Source organism: Vibrio sp. 10N.261.45.E2 (assembly GCF_002875705.1).
Taxonomy (GTDB): domain Bacteria; phylum Pseudomonadota; class Gammaproteobacteria; order Enterobacterales; family Vibrionaceae; genus Vibrio.
Window position 1 is genome coordinate 22,319 of the sequence record NZ_MCZZ01000133.1, and the last position, 21,858, is coordinate 44,176.

Annotated in this window: 19 protein-coding genes; 5 read left to right on the forward strand and 14 right to left on the reverse strand. The window is 45.6% G+C overall.

From position 1 onward, the window contains the following. Positions 1-578 precede the first annotated feature (578 nt). Positions 579-3,044 (forward strand): acyl-CoA dehydrogenase FadE, encoded by a 2,466-nt coding sequence (gene fadE / locus BCT34_RS15700; protein ID WP_076656891.1) that lies wholly within the window; start codon positions 579-581, stop codon positions 3,042-3,044. 114 nt (positions 3,045-3,158) lie between these two features. On the opposite strand, the gene BCT34_RS15705 is transcribed toward fadE, so the two are convergent. After that, positions 3,159-4,406 carry a TIGR03503 family protein gene (locus BCT34_RS15705; protein ID WP_076656890.1) on the reverse strand — a complete coding sequence of 416 codons (1,248 nt, stop codon included), beginning with the start codon at positions 4,404-4,406 and terminating at the stop codon, positions 3,159-3,161. Between the two features lie 9 nt (positions 4,407-4,415). Continuing rightward, positions 4,416-5,183: a DNA polymerase III subunit epsilon gene (gene dnaQ / locus BCT34_RS15710; RefSeq protein WP_076656889.1), complete on the reverse strand. Its 768-nt coding sequence runs from the start codon at positions 5,181-5,183 to the stop codon at positions 4,416-4,418. Between the two features lie 56 nt (positions 5,184-5,239). Between dnaQ and rnhA the strand changes: the two genes are divergently transcribed. Beyond that, the gene (gene rnhA, locus BCT34_RS15715; RefSeq protein ID WP_017630598.1) at positions 5,240-5,704 is read left to right on the forward strand and encodes a ribonuclease HI; all 465 of its coding nucleotides are present in this window, start codon (positions 5,240-5,242) and stop codon (positions 5,702-5,704) included. 75 nt (positions 5,705-5,779) lie between these two features. Here the strand turns inward: rnhA and BCT34_RS15720 are convergent, their stop codons facing one another. After that, entirely contained in the window at positions 5,780-6,565 is a 786-nt protein-coding gene (locus BCT34_RS15720; RefSeq protein WP_076656888.1) for a class I SAM-dependent methyltransferase, read from the reverse strand. A gap of 53 nt (positions 6,566-6,618) precedes the next feature. On the opposite strand from BCT34_RS15720, the gene gloB reads away from it, so the two are divergent. The 3 genes from gloB (at position 6,619) to BCT34_RS15735 (ending at position 9,702) form a co-directional block, all read left to right on the forward strand. Then, a complete protein-coding gene (gloB, locus tag BCT34_RS15725) occupies positions 6,619-7,377 on the forward strand; it encodes a hydroxyacylglutathione hydrolase (protein WP_076656887.1) in 759 nt (252 codons plus the stop codon). 70 nt (positions 7,378-7,447) lie between these two features. Then, the gene (locus BCT34_RS15730) at positions 7,448-9,019 is read left to right on the forward strand and encodes a LysM peptidoglycan-binding domain-containing protein (RefSeq protein WP_076656886.1); all 1,572 of its coding nucleotides are present in this window, start codon (positions 7,448-7,450) and stop codon (positions 9,017-9,019) included. After that, entirely contained in the window at positions 9,016-9,702 is a 687-nt protein-coding gene (locus BCT34_RS15735) for a YIP1 family protein (RefSeq protein ID WP_048661230.1), read from the forward strand. Before BCT34_RS15730 ends, BCT34_RS15735 begins: the two co-directional genes overlap by 4 nt. Positions 9,703-9,736: 34 nt before the next feature. Here the strand turns inward: BCT34_RS15735 and BCT34_RS15740 are convergent, their stop codons facing one another. The 11 genes from BCT34_RS15740 to lpxD form a co-directional block, all read right to left on the reverse strand. After that, the gene (locus BCT34_RS15740; protein WP_076656885.1) at positions 9,737-10,579 is read right to left on the reverse strand and encodes an endonuclease/exonuclease/phosphatase family protein; all 843 of its coding nucleotides are present in this window, start codon (positions 10,577-10,579) and stop codon (positions 9,737-9,739) included. 61 nt (positions 10,580-10,640) lie between these two features. After that, positions 10,641-10,979, reverse strand: a complete 339-nt coding sequence (glnB, locus tag BCT34_RS15745; RefSeq protein WP_004738609.1) for a nitrogen regulatory protein P-II — start codon at positions 10,977-10,979, stop codon at positions 10,641-10,643. 130 nt (positions 10,980-11,109) lie between these two features. Next, positions 11,110-11,421 carry a cytochrome c gene (locus BCT34_RS15750; protein ID WP_076656884.1) on the reverse strand — a complete coding sequence of 104 codons (312 nt, stop codon included), beginning with the start codon at positions 11,419-11,421 and terminating at the stop codon, positions 11,110-11,112. A gap of 57 nt (positions 11,422-11,478) precedes the next feature. Further along, positions 11,479-12,819 carry a tRNA lysidine(34) synthetase TilS gene (tilS, locus tag BCT34_RS15755; RefSeq protein ID WP_076656883.1) on the reverse strand — a complete coding sequence of 447 codons (1,341 nt, stop codon included), beginning with the start codon at positions 12,817-12,819 and terminating at the stop codon, positions 11,479-11,481. Positions 12,820-12,944: 125 nt separating this feature from the next. Next, positions 12,945-13,904 (reverse strand): acetyl-CoA carboxylase carboxyl transferase subunit alpha, encoded by a 960-nt coding sequence (gene accA / locus BCT34_RS15760; RefSeq protein ID WP_017060731.1) that lies wholly within the window; start codon positions 13,902-13,904, stop codon positions 12,945-12,947. Positions 13,905-13,949: 45 nt separating this feature from the next. After that, entirely contained in the window at positions 13,950-17,429 is a 3,480-nt protein-coding gene (gene dnaE, locus BCT34_RS15765; RefSeq protein WP_076656882.1) for a DNA polymerase III subunit alpha, read from the reverse strand. Positions 17,430-17,541: 112 nt separating this feature from the next. Then, positions 17,542-18,162, reverse strand: coding sequence for a ribonuclease HII (gene rnhB, locus BCT34_RS15770; protein WP_076656881.1), 621 nt, complete (start codon positions 18,160-18,162; stop codon positions 17,542-17,544). A gap of 48 nt (positions 18,163-18,210) precedes the next feature. Continuing rightward, a complete protein-coding gene (lpxB, locus tag BCT34_RS15775) occupies positions 18,211-19,407 on the reverse strand; it encodes a lipid-A-disaccharide synthase (protein WP_076656880.1) in 1,197 nt (398 codons plus the stop codon). Positions 19,408-19,489: 82 nt separating this feature from the next. Further along, entirely contained in the window at positions 19,490-20,278 is a 789-nt protein-coding gene (lpxA, locus tag BCT34_RS15780; RefSeq protein WP_076656879.1) for an acyl-ACP--UDP-N-acetylglucosamine O-acyltransferase, read from the reverse strand. Position 20,279: 1 nt separating this feature from the next. Next, complete coding sequence (gene fabZ, locus BCT34_RS15785; protein ID WP_048661224.1) at positions 20,280-20,732, reverse strand: 3-hydroxyacyl-ACP dehydratase FabZ; 453 nt, start codon at positions 20,730-20,732, stop codon at positions 20,280-20,282. 93 nt (positions 20,733-20,825) lie between these two features. Further along, a complete protein-coding gene (lpxD, locus tag BCT34_RS15790; RefSeq protein ID WP_076656878.1) occupies positions 20,826-21,857 on the reverse strand; it encodes a UDP-3-O-(3-hydroxymyristoyl)glucosamine N-acyltransferase in 1,032 nt (343 codons plus the stop codon). Position 21,858: the final 1 nt, after the last annotated feature.

Here is a 21,858-nt window from a genome sequence, read left to right on the forward strand (position 1 = left end):
CTTAACGTGCGCGAAATGAGAATGAAGGGTTTTCCCCTCTTTATAGCTGAGTTTACCCACAAACATGAAATAGTGTCGACACTTAAGCCCAAAGATTGCCACCTTAATTAGAGTCTGTTGGCCTTTCGAGCTGATTTTTGCAGCACTTTGTGGGAAATTTATACAAGGCAGAGGCTTTGACATGTAGTTAGCCTACATGAAAAGCCAATAACGTAGTAGAAATGAACCACAAAGGCTGCCCGAAGGGTTCGGCTAAAATCGTTTTATACTTTGTTGAAGAATATTTGCTTAGAATGACTAGGCTACATACTCTTCGCCGCGCCTAAAACGATTCTGACTAGGCGTCCCCATCCGAACAAAATTGAACCACGCAAGATCAACAGACCCTAACCTCTCACTGCCGATCCGTCCAAATAATCACCACCAACCTCTCACAATTAGAACTTTAGCTCTACTCAGATCACTTTTTACCCAACTTTTAGTTTTACAAATATTTAATATTTTGTTTACACTTGACTGGTTAGACCTCTTACCTAAAGCTTAATAACAATAAGTGATCTCTGAAAAGGAAATCGATCATGAACATATTGCTCTCCCTACTCGGCATGACAGCCATTTTAGGCGTCTGTCTTTACCATAGAGTTAGTCTGGTACGTGCGTTAGTTGTATTAACCGGCGCAATGGTAGCATTAACACTGTTTGGCAACGTGGCTGTCACTGGCTGGCTTTGTTACCTATTAGCTGTTGCTATCTTTGCTGTGCCGACAATTCGTCAGACGCTAATCAGTCAAAAAGCACTCTCTTTATTTAAGAAAGTTCTACCGGCGATGTCTCAAACAGAAAAAGAAGCATTGGAAGCCGGAACCGTATGGTGGGAAGCAGAGCTGTTCAAAGGTAAACCTGAATGGAAAAAGCTTCAGAACATTGCTGACCCGAAGCTCTCTGAAGCGGAGCAAGCGTTTTTAGATGGTCCAGTAAATACCGTGTGTGAAATGGTCAATGATTATCAAGTAACACATGAACTTGCTGATTTGCCACCAGAAGTGTGGCAATACCTGAAAGACCACAAATTCTTCGCCATGATCATCAAGAAAAAATACGGCGGTTTAGAATTCTCAGCTTATGCTCAGTCTTTGGTTCTACAGAAGCTAACAGGTGTTTCAAGCGTATTATCATCAACGGTTGGTGTTCCTAACTCGTTAGGCCCAGGTGAACTGTTACAACACTACGGAACAGAAGAACAAAGAAACCATTACCTTCCTCGTTTAGCGGAAGGTAAAGAGATCCCTTGTTTCGCACTGACCAGCCCAGAAGCAGGCTCTGATGCGGGATCTATCCCAGATTACGGCGTGGTATGTAAAGGGGAATGGCAAGGTGAAGAAGTACTGGGCATGCGCCTAACTTGGAACAAGCGTTACATCACTCTTGCGCCTGTCGCGACTGTTTTGGGCTTGGCTTTTAAGCTACGCGACCCGGACGGCCTACTTGGTGACCAACAAGATCTTGGCATCACATGTGCGTTAATCCCAACAGATTTAAAAGGCGTACAGATTGGCAACCGCCACTTCCCGCTGAATGTTCCGTTCCAGAACGGTCCGACTCAAGGTGATGATATCTTCGTGCCTATCGATTTCATCATTGGTGGCCAGAAAATGGCAGGTCAAGGCTGGCGTATGCTGGTTGAATGTCTGTCGGTGGGTCGTGGTATCACACTGCCTTCAAACTCAACGGGTGGTATCAAAACAGCCGCACTTGCTACTGGCGCTTACGCTCGTATCCGTCGTCAATTCAAACAACCTATTGGTCGCATGGAAGGGGTTGAAGAGCCACTTGCACGCCTAGCTGGTAATGCCTATGTAATGGATGCAGCAAGTAACCTCACCGTTGCAGGTATCGACCTTGGTGAAAAACCTTCAGTTATCTCTGCCATCGTTAAGTACCACTGTACTCACCGTGGACAACGCAGCATCATCGATGCGATGGATATCGTAGGCGGTAAAGGTATTTGCTTGGGCCCATCGAACTTCTTAGCGCGTGGTTACCAAGGCTCTCCAATTGCGATTACGGTTGAAGGTGCAAACATCCTGACTCGCTCGATGATCATCTATGGTCAAGGTGCGATTCGTTGTCACCCTTACGTTCTTAACGAAATGGAAGCGGCTTACTCTGAAAGCAGTGATGCTCTGGATAAGTTTGATTCAGCGTTAGCAGGACACGTTAGCTTCACTATGAGTAATCTAGTACGAAGCTTATGGTTTGGTTTAACCGATGGTCGTGGTTCAGATGCGCCAACACCTTCAAATAAAACAGATAAACAGACACAACGTTACTACCAACAGCTAAACCGCTACAGTGCAAACCTAGCGCTACTGTCTGATATCTCAATGGCAGTTCTAGGTGGCTCACTGAAGCGTAGAGAACGTTTATCAGCGCGACTGGGTGACATCCTGAGTCAACTTTACCTTGGCTCAGCAACGCTGAAACGCTTTGAAAGTGAAGGCAGCCACGCCGAAGACCTACCGCTAGTACATTGGGGGATGCAAGATAGCTTACGTCAGACTGAAGTGGCAATTGATGAGTTCTTGGCGAACTTCCCTAACCCTGTAATTGGTCGTCTGCTTCGTGTTGTGCTAATGCCATTTGGCCGTATCCGCCGTGCACCAAACGACAAGCTGGATAGCAAAGTCGCGCACATTCTACAAACACCAAGTGAAACACGCTCTCGTATCGGTCGTGGCCAATACCTGGAAGCAACGGAATACAACCCAGTAGGTAAGATTGAAAAAGCGCTAGAAGTGATTCTTCAAGCTGAACCTCTGTTCGACAAAGTCTGCAAAGAGACACATCAAAAACGTGCCTTCTTACGACTTGATCTTGTTGCTCAGTTGGGACTTGAAAAAGGCATCTTAACGCAAGAAGAAGCAAACCTTCTGATTAGCGCTGAGGAACATAGACTGTACACGATTAATGTGGATGACTTCTCACCAGAGGAGCTTGCGGCAAAGTCGCAGTATCCAGACCAATCGATTGATAACGTCGCCTAGGCTCAGGATTAGAACAAAAACGGGACTCCTATGAGTCCCGTTTTTTTATTCTCAGCACAGTTATTATGAGCAAGAATGTTTTTAATCTCCGAGTAGCTCAGTGATACGAACGAATTACTTTGGTGCCTTGAGCTGCATCTCAGGGAGTGCTTTTTTCTTAGCTGTCACTTTACGAACCACAAACCAAATCAATAAGCCCAATAGAATAGCGACCACATTACCCACCGCAATAATGATCATACTGCGCTGTCTATCGTCTTCACGTTTTTGAAGAATCATCAACTCTGTTGCGATACGCTTCTGTTCAGCAAGCGCTTCTTCTTGAAGGCGTCGTGACTCTGCTAAGTCGATATCCTCAACAACGCTGTACGACTGCTCGGTAATTGGAAAGATCAGTGGGCGCTGACTTGAAGCATCAGTGGCATAAACCATCCCAGACCAGTTATAAATCCCTAAATCGCCATTATAAGGCACCTCTAAAGCGACTTTCATTGTGTCGACTTCAGCTTGCCCCTGCTTGTACATAACATATTCATCAGGCGCCTTGTGCTCAACATGAACCGCCAAAGAACTCGGTGCGATCATGCCCTGTTCACCAGACACCACAATAGTATGAGGTAAGCCCTCTTTTCGAGACTGAATGAAGGTGGTAGTGAGCGGTGTTGGGTAAACCAAGACTTCTTGTTCTTGCGCTCGCAGGAACACGCCATTCCCAGAAGTAATACGTGCTCGATATTTACCTGGTTCGATATCTATTGGCAAAGAGACGGTGAACACACCATCCCCGGCTTTTTCATCGAGATCCACACCGTCATCGGCAAACTCTCCCATCACAACAGGCACCGGGCGTGCTTCTCTCACCAAAGATTCTTCATTTTCAACAAACTTGGTAAAGGTGACCTTAAGCTTCACGCGGTCGAGAAAATCACGCAGCACCAAAGGCTTACCATCAGAAGTCAGTTGAGCAGTAAATTTGATACGTTCGGTTTGATACAACTTATCGGGAAATTCATTAGCATCCAAAACAAGATGAGATAGGAGCTTGATGTTGTTCTTAGGGGAAACTTTACCGACTGCTTGCCATGGGCCAGGCATTGGCTTGTCGATAGAGATAATGTCCATGGACGACTCTTCGTACCAACGGACATTATCAGCATTACGCCAAGAGTAGTATTTCTTGCCGTCAGGGCGAACCAAAACGACAGGCTTAGAGTTATCGGCTCGATAAATCACAAAGGTGACTTGTTCAATACTGGGGTCAACGCGAAAACGGTTGTCCAATAAACTCATTACGGATTCCGTTGCCGCATGTAAGCCAAAGCTTAACAGCAATAAGCAACTGGTAGCCAATACCCTTAACATACTTTCTCCCTACTGACGCCAGAGGCAGCTTCCGCTTTTCTCGACGAGATCTAAACGACTTTGATGCGCTTCTACTTCATCGGCCGTAGCTCGTAAAACCTTTAGGGATTTTCGACCACTTTCTACTCTTCGTATGCTTTCCGCTTCGCCTTCTTGTTGGCCAGCGTTAAATTGCAGCGAAGTTTGCCCACCCGTCATCAATAGGTAGACGTCGGCTAGGATTTCCGCATCGAGCAATGCGCCGTGGAGAGTACGGTGCGAGTTATCAATACCGTAACGGTCACATAAGATATCTAGGTTGTTTCTTTTACCTGGGAATATCTTCTTCGCCATTGCCAAGGTATCGGTAACTTTACAGTAGTCATCCGTTTTACCTATCGCAGGGTTAAGCTTCTCAAATTCATAGTCCATAAAGCCCGTATCGAAGGGCGCGTTATGAGCCACCAGCTCAGCACCTTTGATAAAGTCGAGAAACTCTTTATGTATGTCTTGGTATTCAGGCTTATCAATCAAGAATTCATCAGTAATACCGTGAACGCCAATCGCCTCTTCTTGAATCGCACGATCGGGCTTGATATAGACGTGAAAGTGACGTCCTGTCAGCCTACGGTTGATGATCTCTACTGCACCAATTTCAACGATGCGGTGCCCCATATAGTGAGGGCCACCTTCGGTATTCATACCGGTGGTTTCGGTATCGAGTACAACAATGCGCTTGTTTTCGTTCGAACTGTTTTTTTCGCTCGTGCTTTGTTCTGGAGTGCTACTGGTATTCATAAGGATAACTGTGTCAGACTATGCCGATAATGTGCTTGAGGTAATAGTATCAAATCATGACGAAACAAGTTGAAATTTTCACTGATGGTTCTTGTTTAGGCAACCCTGGCCCTGGAGGCTATGGCATCGTACTTCGCTACAAAAAAGTCGAGAAGACGCTAGCAGAAGGCTTCACGCTAACAACCAATAACCGCATGGAAATGCTCGCTGCTGTCGTTGCTCTCCAAGCCCTCAAAGAGCCTTGCTCTGTGATTCTGACCACAGATAGCCAATACGTGCGTCAAGGTATCACACAGTGGATTCACAACTGGAAAAAGCGTGACTGGAAAACAGCCGACAAGAAACCGGTTAAAAATGCCGATTTATGGCAAAGGCTTGATAAAGAAACGGCGCGTCACAACGTTGATTGGCGTTGGGTAAAAGGACACGCTGGACACAGAGAAAACGAAATGTGTGATGATTTAGCAAGAACCGCAGCTGAAAACCCAACTCAAGAAGACACGGGTTATCAACCGAGTTAGTCATCTTTACTGAATAATATGTGAATAGCTTAAGCCGTGTCTCATCCTAAAATACGATAAAAAACGAAAAACCGACTACGAATCGGCTTTTTCTGTTTTTAAAGGGTATGAAGCTTTAGCTGTATCCATTGTACGACGCGAGTTGGTTCTAAAACTTGCTCCAACCGGTGAGAAACGTCGCTTAAGATGCCAATGTGGTTTGATAGGTTTGAGTGGGTAAGTACGTTTTCGAGCAACAATGAAGTATTGGCTTCCTGCGAAGGATGCACAACCACCTAAGGCATTCTCTAACCACGTCCACACCGCTTGATACTTACTCATCGGAAACAGCGCGTAGGTATCACAATGAATCACTTCATAGTTAAGTACCCCAAGCCAATCTTTAATTCGATTTGGCGTGTACATACGCCCGCTCCAAGGCAAACTATTCTTTCTCCAAGGCATCAAACTGGCAAGCCCAGTGACACTGAAAGGATTAAAGCCGGTGATAATGATATAGCCATCATCCATCATCACTCGGTCAACTTCTCTCAATAATCGGTGTGGGTCATTGCTATAATCTAATTGATGACTAAGCACCACAACATCAAAACTTTTCTCCAAAAAGGGCAAATTATAGCCATCCGCTATCACATTATGTAATGGGTTCTGGATATCTAGGTTTACTTGATGTTGAATGTTGCATGTGCAGCTAGAAATCTCACTACTGAGGCCGCCGAGCTTGAGCATATGGTAACCAAATAGCTTTGGGCACCACTCATCGAGTCGAGTTTGAATTGATTCTCTCAACCAGTCCCCATTGTGCAATTGCGCCCAAGTGTAAGGACGTTCAAACTTCTTCCTGCTACGTGCTGGCTTCATCAATAATCTGTCTCACTTATTCTGTCGCACTGAAAGTGACTGGAGAACCAATAATGTTACATATCAAAAGCATACCTGCATTTAACGACAATTACATCTGGCTGATCCAAAATAGCGATCGCCGTTGTGCTGTCGTCGACCCTGGTGATGCGGCTCCAGTATTAGAATACTTAGCACACCATGAGCTAACTTTAGATGCAATCTTGATTACGCACCACCACCACGATCACATTGGTGGCGTTCCAGAACTCGTTAGACAATTTCCTGGTGTGGATGTTGTTGGCCCTCGAAATGAACCTATCCCGACCTTAACTCATCCCGTTGATGATGGTGACCAATTAGAACTGTTTAGCGAAGTATTCCTCGTCTTAGGGCTCAGTGGCCACACCGCGGGTCATGTTGGTTATGTGGGTGATGCCAAACTGTTTTGTGGTGATGTGCTGTTCTCTGCAGGTTGCGGGCGCATCATGGAAGGTACACCACAACAGATGTTCGATGCACTGAATAAGATCACGGCGCTACCTCAAGAAACTGAAGTGTATTGTGCACATGAGTACACTGCAGCCAATATCGCGTTCGCATTAGCAGTTGAGCCTGATAACCAACATTTGCAGCAATATCGCGACCAAGTGAACCGACTTCGCGCTCAGAATAAGTCGACCATCCCCACAAATTTGAGACAAGAGAAGTTTGTGAACCCATTCCTGCGCTATACCGAGCCAAGTGTAGTGAAATCAGTATCTAATCGCACCGAGCAGACCGATCCTTTATCAGTATTCACCGCTTTACGTGCGTGGAAGAACGAATTTTAACAAATACAGACTTGTCACTCATAGGGGGTGGCAAGTATTATCATCGGCCGTTAATTAAAAAGGCTGTAACATGCGAGTTAAGTACAGCTGGGCTTTGGTATTACTACTTTCTGGTTGCCAATTAACTCAGTCAGAGAATCCAGACCAAGCTTCCGAGCAAACCAACACACCTCCTACAGAAGTTTCTCAAGCGAACGTTTCATCAGAAGCAACAGCCAAAGAAGACCAAAAAGTTGAAGCACCTGCCGTTACTCCACAAACACAAGAAGATGTTTGGAAACGTATTGCGATGCAACTTGAAATGGAAGTACCAGACCATAAGAAAGTCGACTACTACCGAACTTGGTACCTCAAGCACCCGAGTCATCTAAAAACCGTATCAAAGCGAGCTGAACCTTTCCTTTATCTGATCACGACTAAGATTGAAGAGAAAGGCTTACCACTAGAACTGGCCCTATTACCCGTTGTAGAAAGCTCTTTCGATGCGTTTGCCTACTCACATGGCAGTGCAGCTGGTCTATGGCAATTCATTTCAGGCACAGGCAAAGACTATGGGCTTGAACAAAACTTTTGGTATGACGGCCGCCGCGATGTTGCCGCTTCTACCGACGCGGCATTGGACTTCCTCTCAGACCTTAACCGACGTTTCGATGGCGATTGGAACCATGCGATTGCTGCCTACAACAGTGGTGGCGGTCGAGTAAACAGCGCTATCCGCAAAAACAAAAAACTAGGTAAGCCAATCGACTTCTTCTCTTTGGATTTACCAAAAGAGACCAGCAGCTACGTGCCTAAGCTACTTGCACTGGCTGACGTGATTGCCAACCAAGAAAAGTATGGCATCGATATCCCTGCGATTCCAAACAAGCCTGTACTGACTCTGGTTAACCCTGAAGAACAGCTTGATCTAGCGATTGCTGCAAGCTACGCAGGTATTCCGGTTAAAGAGCTGCAAGGCTACAACCCGGCTTACAACCAGTGGGCAACGGCACCAGAGAAACACCAACAGCTATTACTTCCTCTAGACTCAGTTGAAAAATTCAACAAAGAAGTCGCTGCCAATAAAGGCAAAGGCATGAAGTTGGTGCGTTACAAAGTTCAATCTGGTGACAGCATTAGCGTGCTAGCAAGCAAATACAACACCACCAGTAAAGTGATTCGCTCTGCAAACGGTTTGAGCAACAACAATATTCGTATTGGACAGCACCTGCTAATCCCAACATCAACTAAAGATGACAAGACATACGCACTAAGCGCTTCAAACCGCCTAGCAAGCACACAGTCGAAGAGTCGTGGTCAATATAAGCTCAGCCATACAGTAAAAAGTGGTGACAGCCTATGGACGATTGCACGCGCAAATAAGGTATCTCACCAATCACTGGCTAAGTGGAACGGTATGGGACCACGCGACACGCTGAGAGTTGGTCAAGAACTGGTCATTTGGAAGAATGGTTCAGACGGCGCCATCATCCGCACGATCTTCTATAACGTAAGATCTGGTGACACAGTCAGCGGTATTGCATCAAAGTTCAAAGTAAAAAGTACAGATGTTGTAAAATGGAACGCTTTGCAGAACAAGAAATACCTACAGCCAGGACAAAAACTCAAGCTGTATGTTGATGTAACTAAGGTAAGTGTATGAACCCGTCAAGTAACCCACTCGTCATGCTGTTGGATATATTCCGTTCACCAACAGCGTGTTTCTTAGCGCTTTATCAGCGAAGTGCTTGGGGATGGCAACCCTACGTCGTATTAATGCTCAGCCCATTTTTGTTTTGGGGTGCTTATTTTTCGAATGTCGATTTTGCATGGTTAAGTGCAGAGCTATCACAGCAATTGGCTCAAACTAACCCTGACCAATTGGCGTTACTTGACAGCAACACCCTACTCGCAAGTGAAATCATCAACGACGTATTTAGCCGAACGCTAACCATCGTTTTGTTGGCATTCTGGTTTAACCTAGCAACAAAGCCAAGCCAACATCAACATAGCTTTTGGCGATGGTTTGCAGCGGCATCCGTTATCATCTTCCCTGCAGTTTTAGGCGACATTGCGAGCTACGCAAGCCTGATACTCAAGCATGGGCATGTGATGAACTACGCCGCTGATTTGAATAGCTTAAACGGCTTAATCAAGTTACCGCTAACCAATGATTGGTCGCAGTTTGCTAGCTCATTACCACTGTTGTTGCCTTGGTACATTGTGTTGGGTTATGCCGCTGTATTGACGTGGACTGAGTTTGAGCGTGGTCAGGCACTGGTCATCTCTGGCTTACCATGGGTCGGCTACTACCTAATCTGGGCGCTCTACATTTTAATCTTTTAAGTTAAAGATATAAGGCTAGCGAAAACTCTCTAGCCTATTTAGCCTTAAAAGTCACTCGCATAGGGTTATGATCAGAAGCGTCCGTAATGGGCGCTTTTGCTTTTTCTACCTCTAGCCCTCGATAGAACACATGATCGAGCACCAGTCCTGTAATGAACTGAGTTCTGTTGTCTGGGTCAAAGGCAACTTCCGTCAAACCAACTTTCTCCAACGCTTCTTTCAATACAGTAAAACGAGCTTCACTCCAGCTATTAAAGTCCCCAGCAAAAATAACAGGCCCACGATACTTTTGCAGATTGTCAGTTAAGCTCTTGAGCTGAGCTTTGTAATCTTCCGTACCAAAGGTAAAGTTCACAGCATGGATGTTAATCACGGCCAGTTGTTCGCCGTTACTAAGTTGGTAACGCGACCAAAGCGCGGATTTTGGTAATTGAAGCCAAGGTTCTTCATGAGTATAAGCACAAGCTTCGATAGGCAAATGCGTCGCTAGGTTAAGTACACCAGCACTTTGCTCAAAGGCTTCAAACGCATTAACACGAGTGCTTCCCCACTGGCCACTCGTTACCCATTGGCGAAGTTCTTCTGTCATGCTCGCTTCTTGTAGCAAGACGAGGTCACTGCCGGCTGACAGCTTATTTAACTCACTTTGCCAATTACTTCGATTTTGCTTATAGATATTCCACACCGTAATATCTAAGCCATCAGACACATCAATCGCTTTCGGTGCAGAGTTTTGATAGCAGCTGTAGATATCGTTGCTGGTACCTTGAGAAGATGTGATCAGGTTGGGTTTGTTCGGGATCACGAAGATCAGATGAAAACTAACGACAGCAAGCGTTATCAGTAGCGTGATAACAATGATGGTTTTCTTTAACATATAGCACCCTACCAGAAATGAAAAAGGAGCGATAAACGCTCCTTTTAGGGTAATAGTTTTTTTATACGGCGTCTTCGTCTTCTTCACCAGTACGAATACGTACCACACGTTCAACGTCAGTAATGAAGATCTTACCGTCACCAATTTTACCGGTTTGAGCCGTTTCGATAATAGTATCAACACATTGGTCAGCTACTTCGTCGGTCACAACAATTTCCAATTTCACTTTAGGTAAAAAGTCGACCATGTACTCTGCGCCGCGGTATAGCTCAGTATGACCTTTCTGGCGTCCAAAGCCTTTAACTTCAGATACTGTCATACCCGTAATGCCCACTTCTGCAAGTGCTTCACGTACATCATCAAGTTTGAATGGCTTGATAATGGCTTCAATCTTTTTCATGTTCATCCCTTAAACTGTGCGAATAGCTCATTATCGGTTAGCTATAGTAAACATTCAATGAAAAAAGCCAGAGCTTTAAAGCTCTGGCTCGAAATTTATCATCTTGTTTAATCAGCGCTTTGAGAAGGTTTTACTTAAGGCTTGCGTAGTAAGCGGCTAGATTCGCGATGTCTTCGTCGCTCAGCATAGAAGCTTGAGCCTGCATCACAGCAGCCAAGCCACCATTACGTTGCTTTGTTTTGTACGCTTTGATTGATGAAACGATGTACTGTTCGTTTTGACCCTTCAGGTTTGGGTAACCAGGTATCATAGCGATACCATCGGCGCCATGACAAGCTGCACAAATTGCGGCTTTAGCCTGACCCGCAGCAACATCACCCGCCAGAGCGTTACCACTCAAAAGTCCTAAGCCAAGAACTAATCCTAGTGTAATTTTCTTCATTGCATATTCCATTGATTATTTTTATTAAAGTAGTCCAAATTGTGACACAAACTTATTCTACTTGCTCCAAAGCGCTTCACAATCTTGACCTTCGTAGTTTTTATCTACGAATAAGCCTAAAACAGCGATCACTCGATCGCCATCCATTAATATCGGTGTTCTACGTCTTAACCAACTGGGTACTTGGTATTCCTGAAACAGCTTCTTGAGCTTTCTACTATGCCCGCGCCCAACAGGGTGAGCCGACAACCCTTCCGGATTAAAAACCACTCTTAGTGTTCCGCTTGTATCCGACCAACTAAAGCTTTGCACATCACGGTTGTTCGATTCGCCATCACTCAGTGCTGAATTTAAGCGTAGCTCGCCTAAGCCATCGGGTAGCGTCAAAATCTCTCCCATTGAAAGATGGCTTTGCCAGCCGGATAGGTCTTTAGTCTCTCTCACTAAATAGAGCTGATGATTAAAGCGTCGAACTTCGGCATCATTCAACACTAGCTTAGGGTTGGCGTCCGCCTGAGCGCATGCGACTTCATTCCAAATAAGCTTGAGCTGTTTTTGACTCGGCATTGATTGCTTACATTGGCTAAGCCACATTCTTAACAAACGTGCGCGCAACAAATCAGAATGCTGAGATAGCGCCTCAACACTTAAGCTTTGGTTTTGACTGCTACTTAGCGCTTTCTGGAAATGTGGTTCAAGCAACTCATCGAGCAGTAGCTCTTGCTCTGCACAAAGCTGAGCGCTGCGACTGACCGACTCTCGAAAACTAGGCCAGCGCTCGGTCAGCGTTGATGTTACTTGATGGCGAATAAAGTTACGGTCAAAACGCAGATCTTGATTACTCTCATCTTCAACCCAAGTTAGCCCCATGTCGTGAGCCGATGCTTCAATATCAGTTCTAGTCACAGACAGCAGAGGGCGAACAATAAAAGCTTCGCCAAACGACATTACTTTTGCCATTGAAGAGAGCCCTTTCGGACCACTTCCACGCTTCAGCGCTAACAAGAAAGTCTCAAGTTGATCATCGATGTGTTGACCTGTAACTAGAACGTCACCAAAATTCAGGTGCTTCTGGAGCGCATTATAACGTGCGTCTCGAGCCAGCTTTTCTACGCTATCACCACTGTCGATATCCAGCGAGACTCGTTCTATAGCTAACGAAACCGACAAAGCATCACACCATGTTTGGCACTGCTCTGCCCAATCATCTGCATTCTTGCTTAGGCCATGGTGAACATGAACCGCATGGCAATCAATGTCGTACGCTTGGGCATATTGAGCCGCTAACTCCAACAACACTCGTGAATCAACACCACCACTGAAAGCGACGACCAACCTACGAGGCTGAAGTGCGCTTTGATCAAGAACCGATGTAAAGGTATCAATTAAGTGTGTCATGAGGCGAATAAACCAAGAGAACGTATTTGAAAGGATAGTGTTTTAATAATAAAAAAGGGTTGGCACTGAGTCCAACCCTTTCATCAACTTGTTTGTATAGCTAGCCTTATCGCTAAGGCAGCTTATCAGCAGTAGCCGTAGCTCATTAGACGCTGGTAACGACGTTCAAGAAGCGTTTCGTTATCAAACTGCTCTAGCTCTTCTAGCTGTTTAACTAACATGTCTTTCATATTCTGAGCAGTTTGTGCAGGGTCGCGGTGCGCGCCACCTAGAGGCTCAGGAATGATTTCGTCGATAAGCTCAAGCTCTTTAAGACGAGGCGCAATTAGGCCCATCGCTTCAGCTGCTTGTGGTGCTTTATCTGAATCACGCCATAAGATTGAAGCGCAACCTTCTGGAGAGATTACTGAGTACGTAGAGTACTGAAGCATATTCACGTAGTCACCAACACCAATAGCTAGTGCACCACCAGAACCGCCTTCACCCACAACGTTACAGATAACAGGAACTGAAAGACCAGCCATCACTTTTAGGTTTTTAGCGATAGCTTCAGATTGACCACGCTCTTCAGCACCAACACCAGGGTATGCGCCCGCTGTGTCGATGAAAGTGATGATTGGCATGTTGAAACGCTCAGCGGTTTCCATTAGACGTAGCGCCTTACGGTAACCTTCTGGCTTTGGCATACCAAAGTTACGGATCACTTTCTCTTTAGTCTCACGACCTTTCTGGTGACCAATAACCATAACAGGACGGCCATTTAGACGAGCCATACCACCCACAATAGCTTTATCGTCAGCGTAAGCGCGATCGCCCGCCATCTCTTCAAACTCTGTGAATGCATGCTCCAGGTAATCTTTGGTGTAAGGACGTTGAGGGTGACGAGCAAGTTGAGCTACCTGCCATGCACCTAAGTCACTAAAGATTTTCTGTTTAAGCTCTAAGCTTTTTTTCTCTAGTTGTTCGATTTCTTTGTCTAGATCTACCGCTGTGTCACCACCGTGACGCGAAACGTCACGTAGCGCTTCGATTTTTGCTTCAAGTTCAGCGATAGGCTTTTCAAATTCTAGAAAGTTCAGGCTCATCTATGAATCCTTGTTGATTCAGCTCCGCATTCGCGAAGCTAAATTTTAGTTAAATTCGAGTTCTACTTGGCTATTTCCAAGCAGCTGTTTTAATTCGTCTAGTAATGTATCACTTGGCGTCACACGCCATTCTGTGCCCAATGTTAACCGCGCTCTAGCGTCGGCACGCTGGTAGTATACATTGACTGGGACCGTTCCGGCTCTATAAGGTTCTAAGATTTGACTAAAGCGTTCAAAAAATTGACCGTTAATTTGGGATTGGTCGATAGATATCGACACCCCACGAGCATATTTCTCACGGGCGCTTCCTAAGTCCATGACCTCGCGCGCGGACATTTTAAGCCCGCCATTGAAATCATCAAAGCTGACCTGTCCGGAAACGACCACAATTTTGTCTTTTTCGAGCAATTCTGCGTAGCGATCGAGCGCATCAGAGAACAACATCACTTCCATTCGACCCGATCGGTCATCAAGAGTCATCAAACCGATTCGTGTACCGCGCTTCGTGGTCATTACCCGAGCTGCAATCACCAAACCTGCAATCGTTAATGATTGATCACGACGCGTTGGTGTCGCATCTTTCAGACGACAGCTGGTGTATTTCGCTAACTCTTTGATATAAGCATTCACCGGGTGACCCGTTAAATACAAACCAAGCGTCTCGCGTTCACCTTCAAGCCAAACCTTTTCTGGCCATTTAGGCACTTGAGTATACTTGTGTTCAACCTCTTCCGGAGCATCGGTCAACACACCAAACATATCTGATTGACCGAAAGACTCAGCATGATGATGTTGGCTCGCTGCCTTAACCGCATCAGGCAATGATGCCATCATTGCCGCTCGGTGAGGACCTAATCTATCTAAGGCTCCAGATAGAATCAACTTTTCGATAACACGTTTGTTGACCTTCTTCAGATCAAGGCGTGCACAGAAGTCGAATAAATCTTTAAAGTAACCACCCTTATTTCGCGCTTCAATGATCGCTTCAATAGGGCCTTCACCTACCCCTTTGATCGCACCGATACCATAAACAATCGCACCATCTTCATCCACATTAAAGCGGTATAGACCCGAGTTGATATCTGGTGGTAAAAGCTTGAGCTTCATACGGAAACACTCATCAACAAGGCCAATAACCTTCTCAGTGTTATCCATATCCGCTGTCATTACCGCAGCCATAAATTCCGCTGGATAGTGCGTTTTTAACCATAGCGTTTGATAAGAAACCAGTGCGTATGCAGCCGAGTGAGATTTGTTAAAGCCGTAGCCCGCAAATTTCTCTACCAAATCAAAGATCTTCATGGCCAGTTCGCCATCAACACCGTTGGCTTCAGCACCCTCTTTAAAGGTACCACGCTGTTTCGCCATCTCTTCTGGCTTTTTCTTACCCATAGCACGACGCAACATATCCGCTCCGCCAAGCGTATAGCCCGCCAGAATCTGTGCGATCTGCATTACCTGTTCTTGATACAGGATGATGCCGTAGGTAGGTTCTAGTGTCTCTTTCAATGATTCGTGTTGCCACGTTTCATCAGGGTAAGAAACCGCTTCTCGGCCATGTTTACGGTCGATAAAGTTATCTACCATGCCTGATTGCAGAGGGCCGGGACGGAACAGGGCTACCAATGCGATGATATCTTCAAAACAGTCGGGCTGTAGACGTTTGATCAGGTCTTTCATACCACGCGATTCCAGCTGGAATACCGCGGTGGTTTCAGAATTTTGTAATAGGTTAAACGACGCTTGATCATCAAGAGGAATCGACTCGATACGAACCGGTTCTTTACCCTCTTTCTTCAAGCGTGGGTTCACTAGGCCTAACGCCCAGTCGATGATGGTCAGGGTACGCAGACCCAAGAAGTCGAACTTAACCAAGCCAGCTGTTTCAACGTCATTCTTATCGAATTGCGTTACTGGGAAGTTACCTTCAGCATCGGCATAGATGGGCGCAAAGTCAGTGATCGTAGTTGGTGAGATTACAACACCACCTGCGTGTTTACCTGCGTTTCGCGTACAACCTTCAAGGATGCGACACTTATCGATCAGTTCACGAACTTCTTCATCGCCATCGTAAAGCTCTGGCAATGCTGGTTCAGCAAGAAAGGCTTTCTCTAGCGTCATACCTGGATCTGGCGGTACAAGCTTAGAAATACGGTCTACGAAACCAAACGGGTGACCCAGTACACGGCCTACGTCGCGGATTACCGCTTTCGCTGCCATGGTACCAAAGGTGATGATCTGAGATACCGCATCACGACCGTACATTTCAGCAACGTGATCAATAACTTGGTCACGCTTATCCATACAGAAGTCGATATCGAAATCGGGCATCGAGACACGTTCTGGGTTCAAGAAACGTTCGAAAAGTAGATCGTATTCAAGTGGATCGAGGTCGGTGATATCTAAGGCGTAAGCCACAAGAGAACCGGCACCGGAACCACGGCCAGGGCCTACTGGCACATCGTTGTCTTTTGACCACTGGATGAACTCCATTACGATCAAGAAATAACCTGGGAAACCCATGTTATTGACAACTTCGAGCTCGATCTTGAGTCGCTCATCGTATTCAGGCCTACGCTCAGCACGAACTTTTTCATCAGGGAACAGGAATGCTAAACGTCGTTCAAGACCTTCTTCAGATTTCTTGATCAAGAAGTCTTCAATCGCCAAACCTTCCGTAGGGAAGTTAGGCAGGAAGTATTCACCCAAACGAACCGTAACGTTACAACGCTTGGCAATCTCAACACTGTTCTCTAGCGCTTCTGGAATGTCTGAGAACAACTCACACATCTCTTCTTCACTACGTAGATATTGCTGAGCGCTGTAGTTCTTAGGACGACGAGGATCGACCATAGTGAAACCATCGTGGATAGCCACGCGGATTTCATGAGCATCAAACAGGTCTTCGGTTAGGAAAACCACTTCGTTGGTTGCAACAACAGGCAGGTCTTCTTGCTCAGCAAGCTCTAGCGCAAAGTGCAAGTATGACTCTTCGTCCGGCCGTCCGGTACGAATCAATTCCAAATAAAAACGATCGGCGAAGTACGTTTTGTAAAACTCGACGCTACTTGCAACCAACTCACGGTTACCTTTCAGTAACGCCTTACCAATCTCACCTTCTTTCGCACCCGATAGAATGATCAGGCCTTCTGCATTCTCAATTAGCCACTCTTTATCAATAACAGGCTGATGCTGAACATGACCACGAAGGTAAGCTTTCGAGATAAGCAAGGTAAGGTTGTTATAACCTTTATTGTCCGTCGCAATAACAGTGAGTTTGGTCAACTCGTCACCGAATTCCGGAGACTGCATCAAGAAGTCAGCACCAATAATTGGTTTAACCCCACACCCATGGGCAGTACCGTAAAACTTCACCAAACCACACAAGTTGGTAAAGTCGGTCAATGCTAGAGCTGGCATACCCATCTCAGCGACTTTTTTAACTAATGGTGGCACCTTAGATAGGCCATCCACCATCGAAAAGTCACTGTGTACGCGTAGGTGAACAAATTTTGGATCTGACATTATTTTTCCTGAGTTCTAGACCGGAGCCTAGGATTACAACTGAATGTATTCTATTTTTTTCTACTGCTAGTAAGCAAATTTATTCGAAGCTTAGATCTTATCTATGTAGAACTTAATCAATGCCCAGAATACGCTTTACTGGCTTAAAGCTCTTACGATAGTGCTCGGTAACACCATGCTTTTCAATGGCCTCGAAATGCGCCTTCGTCGGGTAACCTTTGTGTTTAGCAAAACCAAACTCCGGATGAAGTTTATCAAGCTCTTCCATCTCTTGGTCACGAACCACTTTAGCGATAATAGACGCCGCACTGATTTCAGCTACTCGTAAGTCACCCTTCACAACCGCCAGACCGTCCATCGGCAGTTGTGGGACGCGGTTGCCATCGATTAGCGCCATATCAGGTTGAACGCTCAACCCCGCGATAGCTCGCTGCATTGCAACCATCGTCGCTTGCAGGATGTTCAACTCATCAATTTCTTGTGGGGAACAACGGCCGACAGACCACGCCAACGCTTTCTCTTTGATTTCAGGAAGCAACGCAAGACGCTTTTTCTCTGACAGTTTCTTTGAATCGTTCAAGCCTTCGATTGGGTTATTTGGATCGAGAATAACCGCAGCGGTCACCACGTCACCAACCAAAGGGCCACGCCCAACTTCATCCACACCAGCAAATAACTGGTAGCCTTGCGGATATTCAAATGGAGGAAGCTCTTTTTTCTCTTTTACTGCCATGACAATTCTCTTTGTAACTTTTAAGCAAGTGCTTTTTAAATAAGCGCTTTATGATTCAACAAACTCTCGACCGATTAATTTCAGCACCGCGTTGGCAGCTTGCTTATCAGCATCTTTACGAATCCAGTGATGCATCTCGGTAAAGCGCTCAATCAAACCGGTGTTATCTGCTGATAGCATCTTATCGACAGACGGGAACAAAAAGTCTGGATGGCACTCTTCAAGAATGTGCTCTTTCACTATCTCTTCGCCCGCCAGAATGTTTGGCAATGATACAAACTCAGTGATCGCTAGCTTCTTCACAATGTAACCCGTCAGCTTATTTACTTTGTAGCCAACGACCATAGGACGCTTCAGCAACATACATTCAAGAGCCACTGTTCCGGATGCCAAAAGCACAGAGTCAGACGCGGTAATCACATTTGTCGCCGTATCTTCAACGAGTGTAAATTCAAGCTCAGGCGCTGTTACTTGCCAGATTTCAGTAAACTGCTTTTTGCGCTGCTCATTAACGAGCGCAACAACAAAATTGATATCAGGATACTTATGCTTTATACGCTGGCACGTTTCGATAAATGGTTGAGCAATCAAGCCCATCTCACCACCGCGACTGCCCGGCAATACGGCTAACCACTGCTTGTCTTGATCAAGACCTAACAGCTCTCGAGCGTCTTTTTTACTTGGCTCTAAAGGAATGGCATCTGCCAACGTGTGGCCAACAAACTCACAGGCAACGTTATATTTATCGTAGAACGCTTTTTCGAACGGCAAGAATGCCAGTACCAAGTCGGTTGCTTTGTCGATTTTAAAGATACGCTTAGGACGCCAAGCCCATACTGAAGGGCTCACGTAATGTACCGTTTTGATACCGGCGTTCTTTAGGTCTAACTCTAGTCTTAGGTTGAAGTCAGGCGCATCAATACCCACAAAAACATCGGGCGGGTTTTGAGTAAAATACTTCACCAGCTCTGCTTTCACTTTCAATAAGCGAGGTAAACGGCCAAGCACTTCAACTAAGCCCATGACAGCTAGCTCTTCCATCTCGAAAAGAGACTCACAACCAAGCGCTTTCATTTTTGGTCCGCCAATACCCACGAACTCAGCATTCGGGTACTGCGATTTGATTGCTTTGATAAAACCTTCACCAAGCGTGTCACCAGAGAGTTCGCCGACAACAATGCCTACACGCAGTGGCTCGTTGGAAACAAAGTTCGAGTTATTGGTTTGTGCTTCTTGCTGTGCCATAGTTTTCCAATTCCCTTCTCGCCTAAAACAAAAAAGATCGCCTTAAAAGTAGCGATCTTTTTTATATCAATCACACTTGGTATTAACGAATAATACCGCGCTCAGAGTTCTCTAGCATCTCTAACATAGGAGCTACCGAAGCAAACTCTTTCGCCATTTCAACTAAAGCCGCTTTCGCTTCTTCGAGTGTTTTGCCAGAGCGGTAAAGCTCTTTGTACGCTTTCTGTAGTGCACGAATTTCAGGTTTCTCAAATCCGTTACGCTTCAAACCTACTAGGTTAAGACCGAATGGTGCAGCGTGGTTACCCTGTGCAAGCACGTACGGTAGAACATCTTGAACAACGGCAGAACAGCCACCAATGTAAGCGTAAGCACCAATCGAGCAGAATGGGTGAATCGCAGAAAGTGCCATTACACCAGCGTAGTCGCCAACCGTAACGTGTCCGCCAAGAATAGCGTTGTTGCCAATGTGAGTGTTGTTACCAACAATAACATCGTGCGCTACGTGAGCATTAACACAAAGTAGGTTGTCATCACCAATTACAGTGGTTGCTTTATCTTGAACCGTACCACGGTGGATTTGAACCGCTTCACGAATCACGTTGCGATCACCGATCACAACCGTCGTCTCTTCGCCACCGTATTTCTTGTCTTGGTTTTCTTCACCAATAACAGCGTGTGGGAAGATACGGTTTTCTTTGCCAATGGTTGTGTGACCTTTGATCACAACATGCGACATCACTTCAGTGTCGTCACCAATTGTCACGTTACCAGCAATGTAAGTGAAAGGCCCAACCGTCACGTTAGCACCGATAGTTACATCACCTTCGATTACTGCTGCCGGGTGAATTTTCGCTGTTTCATGAATCATATTAAAACTCTCTACGAGCACATTTAAGTTCAGCTGAACATACAACGTCGCCGTCAACTTTCGCTACACCGTTGAAAGATGCAATACCACGTCGCTCTTTTAAGAATTCAACTTCGATAACCAGTTGATCACCAGGCACTACTGGCTTACGGAATTTAGCTTTATCTACGCTAGCAAAGTAGTACAGTTCGTTGCCAGAAGGCGCACCAAAAGATTTAAATGCTAGAAGGCCTGTTGCTTGTGCCATTGCTTCTAAGATCAACACGCCTGGGAATACAGGAAGTTGTGGGAAGTGGCCTGTGAACTGAGGTTCGTTAACAGAGACATTCTTAATCGCAGTCAGTGTTTTTTCTTTTTCAAAGCTAGTCACACGATCAACCATTAAGAATGGGTAGCGATGAGGTAATAGTTCCTGAATTTCAGTAATGTTCATCGTTGTCTGTTCAGTAGTCAAAGTCGTATTCCTATGTATATTCTTTATTTAATTAGAAGGATTATAAACGAAAAAGACTCGCTGTACGCGAGCCTTTTATTAGAAATGCTGGAATTATGATTCCGCGCTCTTCTCAATAAGTTTTTCAACGGTTTTCAAACGCTTGTTCATTTCATCAATACGATGAACACGCGTTGCTGTTTTACGCCATTCTTTGTTTGGCTGTAAAGGAATACCCGAAGAGTACATGCCTTTCTCAGTGATGCTGCGCATTACCATCCCCATACCGGTGATTGTAACGCCGTCAACGATTTCAATGTGACCATTAATCACACTGCCGCCACCGATAATACAGTACTTACCTATCGTCGTGCTGCCTGCAATGATAGTACCACCCGCAAGAGCTGAACCATATCCGATGTGAACATTGTGAGCAATTTGAAGTTGGTTATCTAAGATAACGTTATCTTCAATGATTGTGTCATCTAATGCACCGCGGTCGATAGTAGTACACGCGCCGATTTCTACGCGGTTACCAATGCAAACAGAACCGACTTGCGGGATCTTAACCCACTCGCCTTTTTCGTTCGCATAACCAAAGCCATCAGAGCCGATAACCGTGCTTGATTGAATCAAACATGCTTCGCCAATCACAACTTCATGGTAAATGCTGACATTAGCCCAAAGCTTAGTGCCCGTGCCAATTTTTGCATTTTTGCCAATGAAGCAGCCCGCGCCGATGATCACATCGTCACCAAGAACAACACCAGACTCAATCACAGCGTTTGCACCAATAGACACGTTTTGCCCAATTGTCGCATCGCTTGCAATCGAAGCTGAATCAGCAATAGCCGCAGCGGGTGCAGGAGTAGTATCAAGCGCTTGAGCAACTTTCGCAAAAGCAACGTAAGGGTCATTAACCACAATAACGTTAGTCTTACACAGTTCACGCTCACTCTCTTTAACCATAATAGCGGATGCTTTACAGTCACCTAGGTGCTTGCTGTACTTCACGTTAGAAAGGAACGTAATGTTACCTTCTTGCGCTTTATCCATAGGAGCGACTGCTGAAACGGTAATAGTACCATCTCCGTGTAGCTCTCCCCCGGTAATCGTTGCCAATTCGGCTAAAGTCAGATTCTTCATA

Excerpts from the sequence above, each read along its gene's own strand:
- lpxB (WP_076656880.1), bottom strand. The coding sequence starts at position 19,407 with ATGGCACAGCAAGAAGCACAAACCAATAACTCGAACTTTGTTTCCAAC.
- lpxA (WP_076656879.1), bottom strand. The coding sequence starts at position 20,278 with ATGATTCATGAAACAGCGAAAATTCACCCGGCAGCAGTAATCGAAGGT.
- rnhB (WP_076656881.1), bottom strand. The coding sequence starts at position 18,162 with ATGGCAGTAAAAGAGAAAAAAGAGCTTCCTCCATTTGAATATCCGCAA.
- dnaE (WP_076656882.1), bottom strand. The coding sequence starts at position 17,429 with ATGTCAGATCCAAAATTTGTTCACCTACGCGTACACAGTGACTTTTCG.
- BCT34_RS15720 (WP_076656888.1), bottom strand. The coding sequence starts at position 6,565 with ATGAAGCCAGCACGTAGCAGGAAGAAGTTTGAACGTCCTTACACTTGG.
- glnB (WP_004738609.1), bottom strand. The coding sequence starts at position 10,979 with ATGAAAAAGATTGAAGCCATTATCAAGCCATTCAAACTTGATGATGTA.
- lpxD (WP_076656878.1), bottom strand. The coding sequence starts at position 21,857 with ATGAAGAATCTGACTTTAGCCGAATTGGCAACGATTACCGGGGGAGAG.
- BCT34_RS15750 (WP_076656884.1), bottom strand. The coding sequence starts at position 11,421 with ATGAAGAAAATTACACTAGGATTAGTTCTTGGCTTAGGACTTTTGAGT.
- BCT34_RS15735 (WP_048661230.1), top strand. The coding sequence starts at position 9,016 with ATGAACCCGTCAAGTAACCCACTCGTCATGCTGTTGGATATATTCCGT.
- BCT34_RS15705 (WP_076656890.1), bottom strand. The coding sequence starts at position 4,406 with ATGTTAAGGGTATTGGCTACCAGTTGCTTATTGCTGTTAAGCTTTGGC.
- fadE (WP_076656891.1), top strand. The coding sequence starts at position 579 with ATGAACATATTGCTCTCCCTACTCGGCATGACAGCCATTTTAGGCGTC.
- BCT34_RS15730 (WP_076656886.1), top strand. The coding sequence starts at position 7,448 with ATGCGAGTTAAGTACAGCTGGGCTTTGGTATTACTACTTTCTGGTTGC.
- rnhA (WP_017630598.1), top strand. The coding sequence starts at position 5,240 with ATGACGAAACAAGTTGAAATTTTCACTGATGGTTCTTGTTTAGGCAAC.
- accA (WP_017060731.1), bottom strand. The coding sequence starts at position 13,904 with ATGAGCCTGAACTTTCTAGAATTTGAAAAGCCTATCGCTGAACTTGAA.
- gloB (WP_076656887.1), top strand. The coding sequence starts at position 6,619 with ATGTTACATATCAAAAGCATACCTGCATTTAACGACAATTACATCTGG.
- tilS (WP_076656883.1), bottom strand. The coding sequence starts at position 12,819 with ATGACACACTTAATTGATACCTTTACATCGGTTCTTGATCAAAGCGCA.
- dnaQ (WP_076656889.1), bottom strand. The coding sequence starts at position 5,183 with ATGAATACCAGTAGCACTCCAGAACAAAGCACGAGCGAAAAAAACAGT.
- BCT34_RS15740 (WP_076656885.1), bottom strand. The coding sequence starts at position 10,579 with ATGTTAAAGAAAACCATCATTGTTATCACGCTACTGATAACGCTTGCT.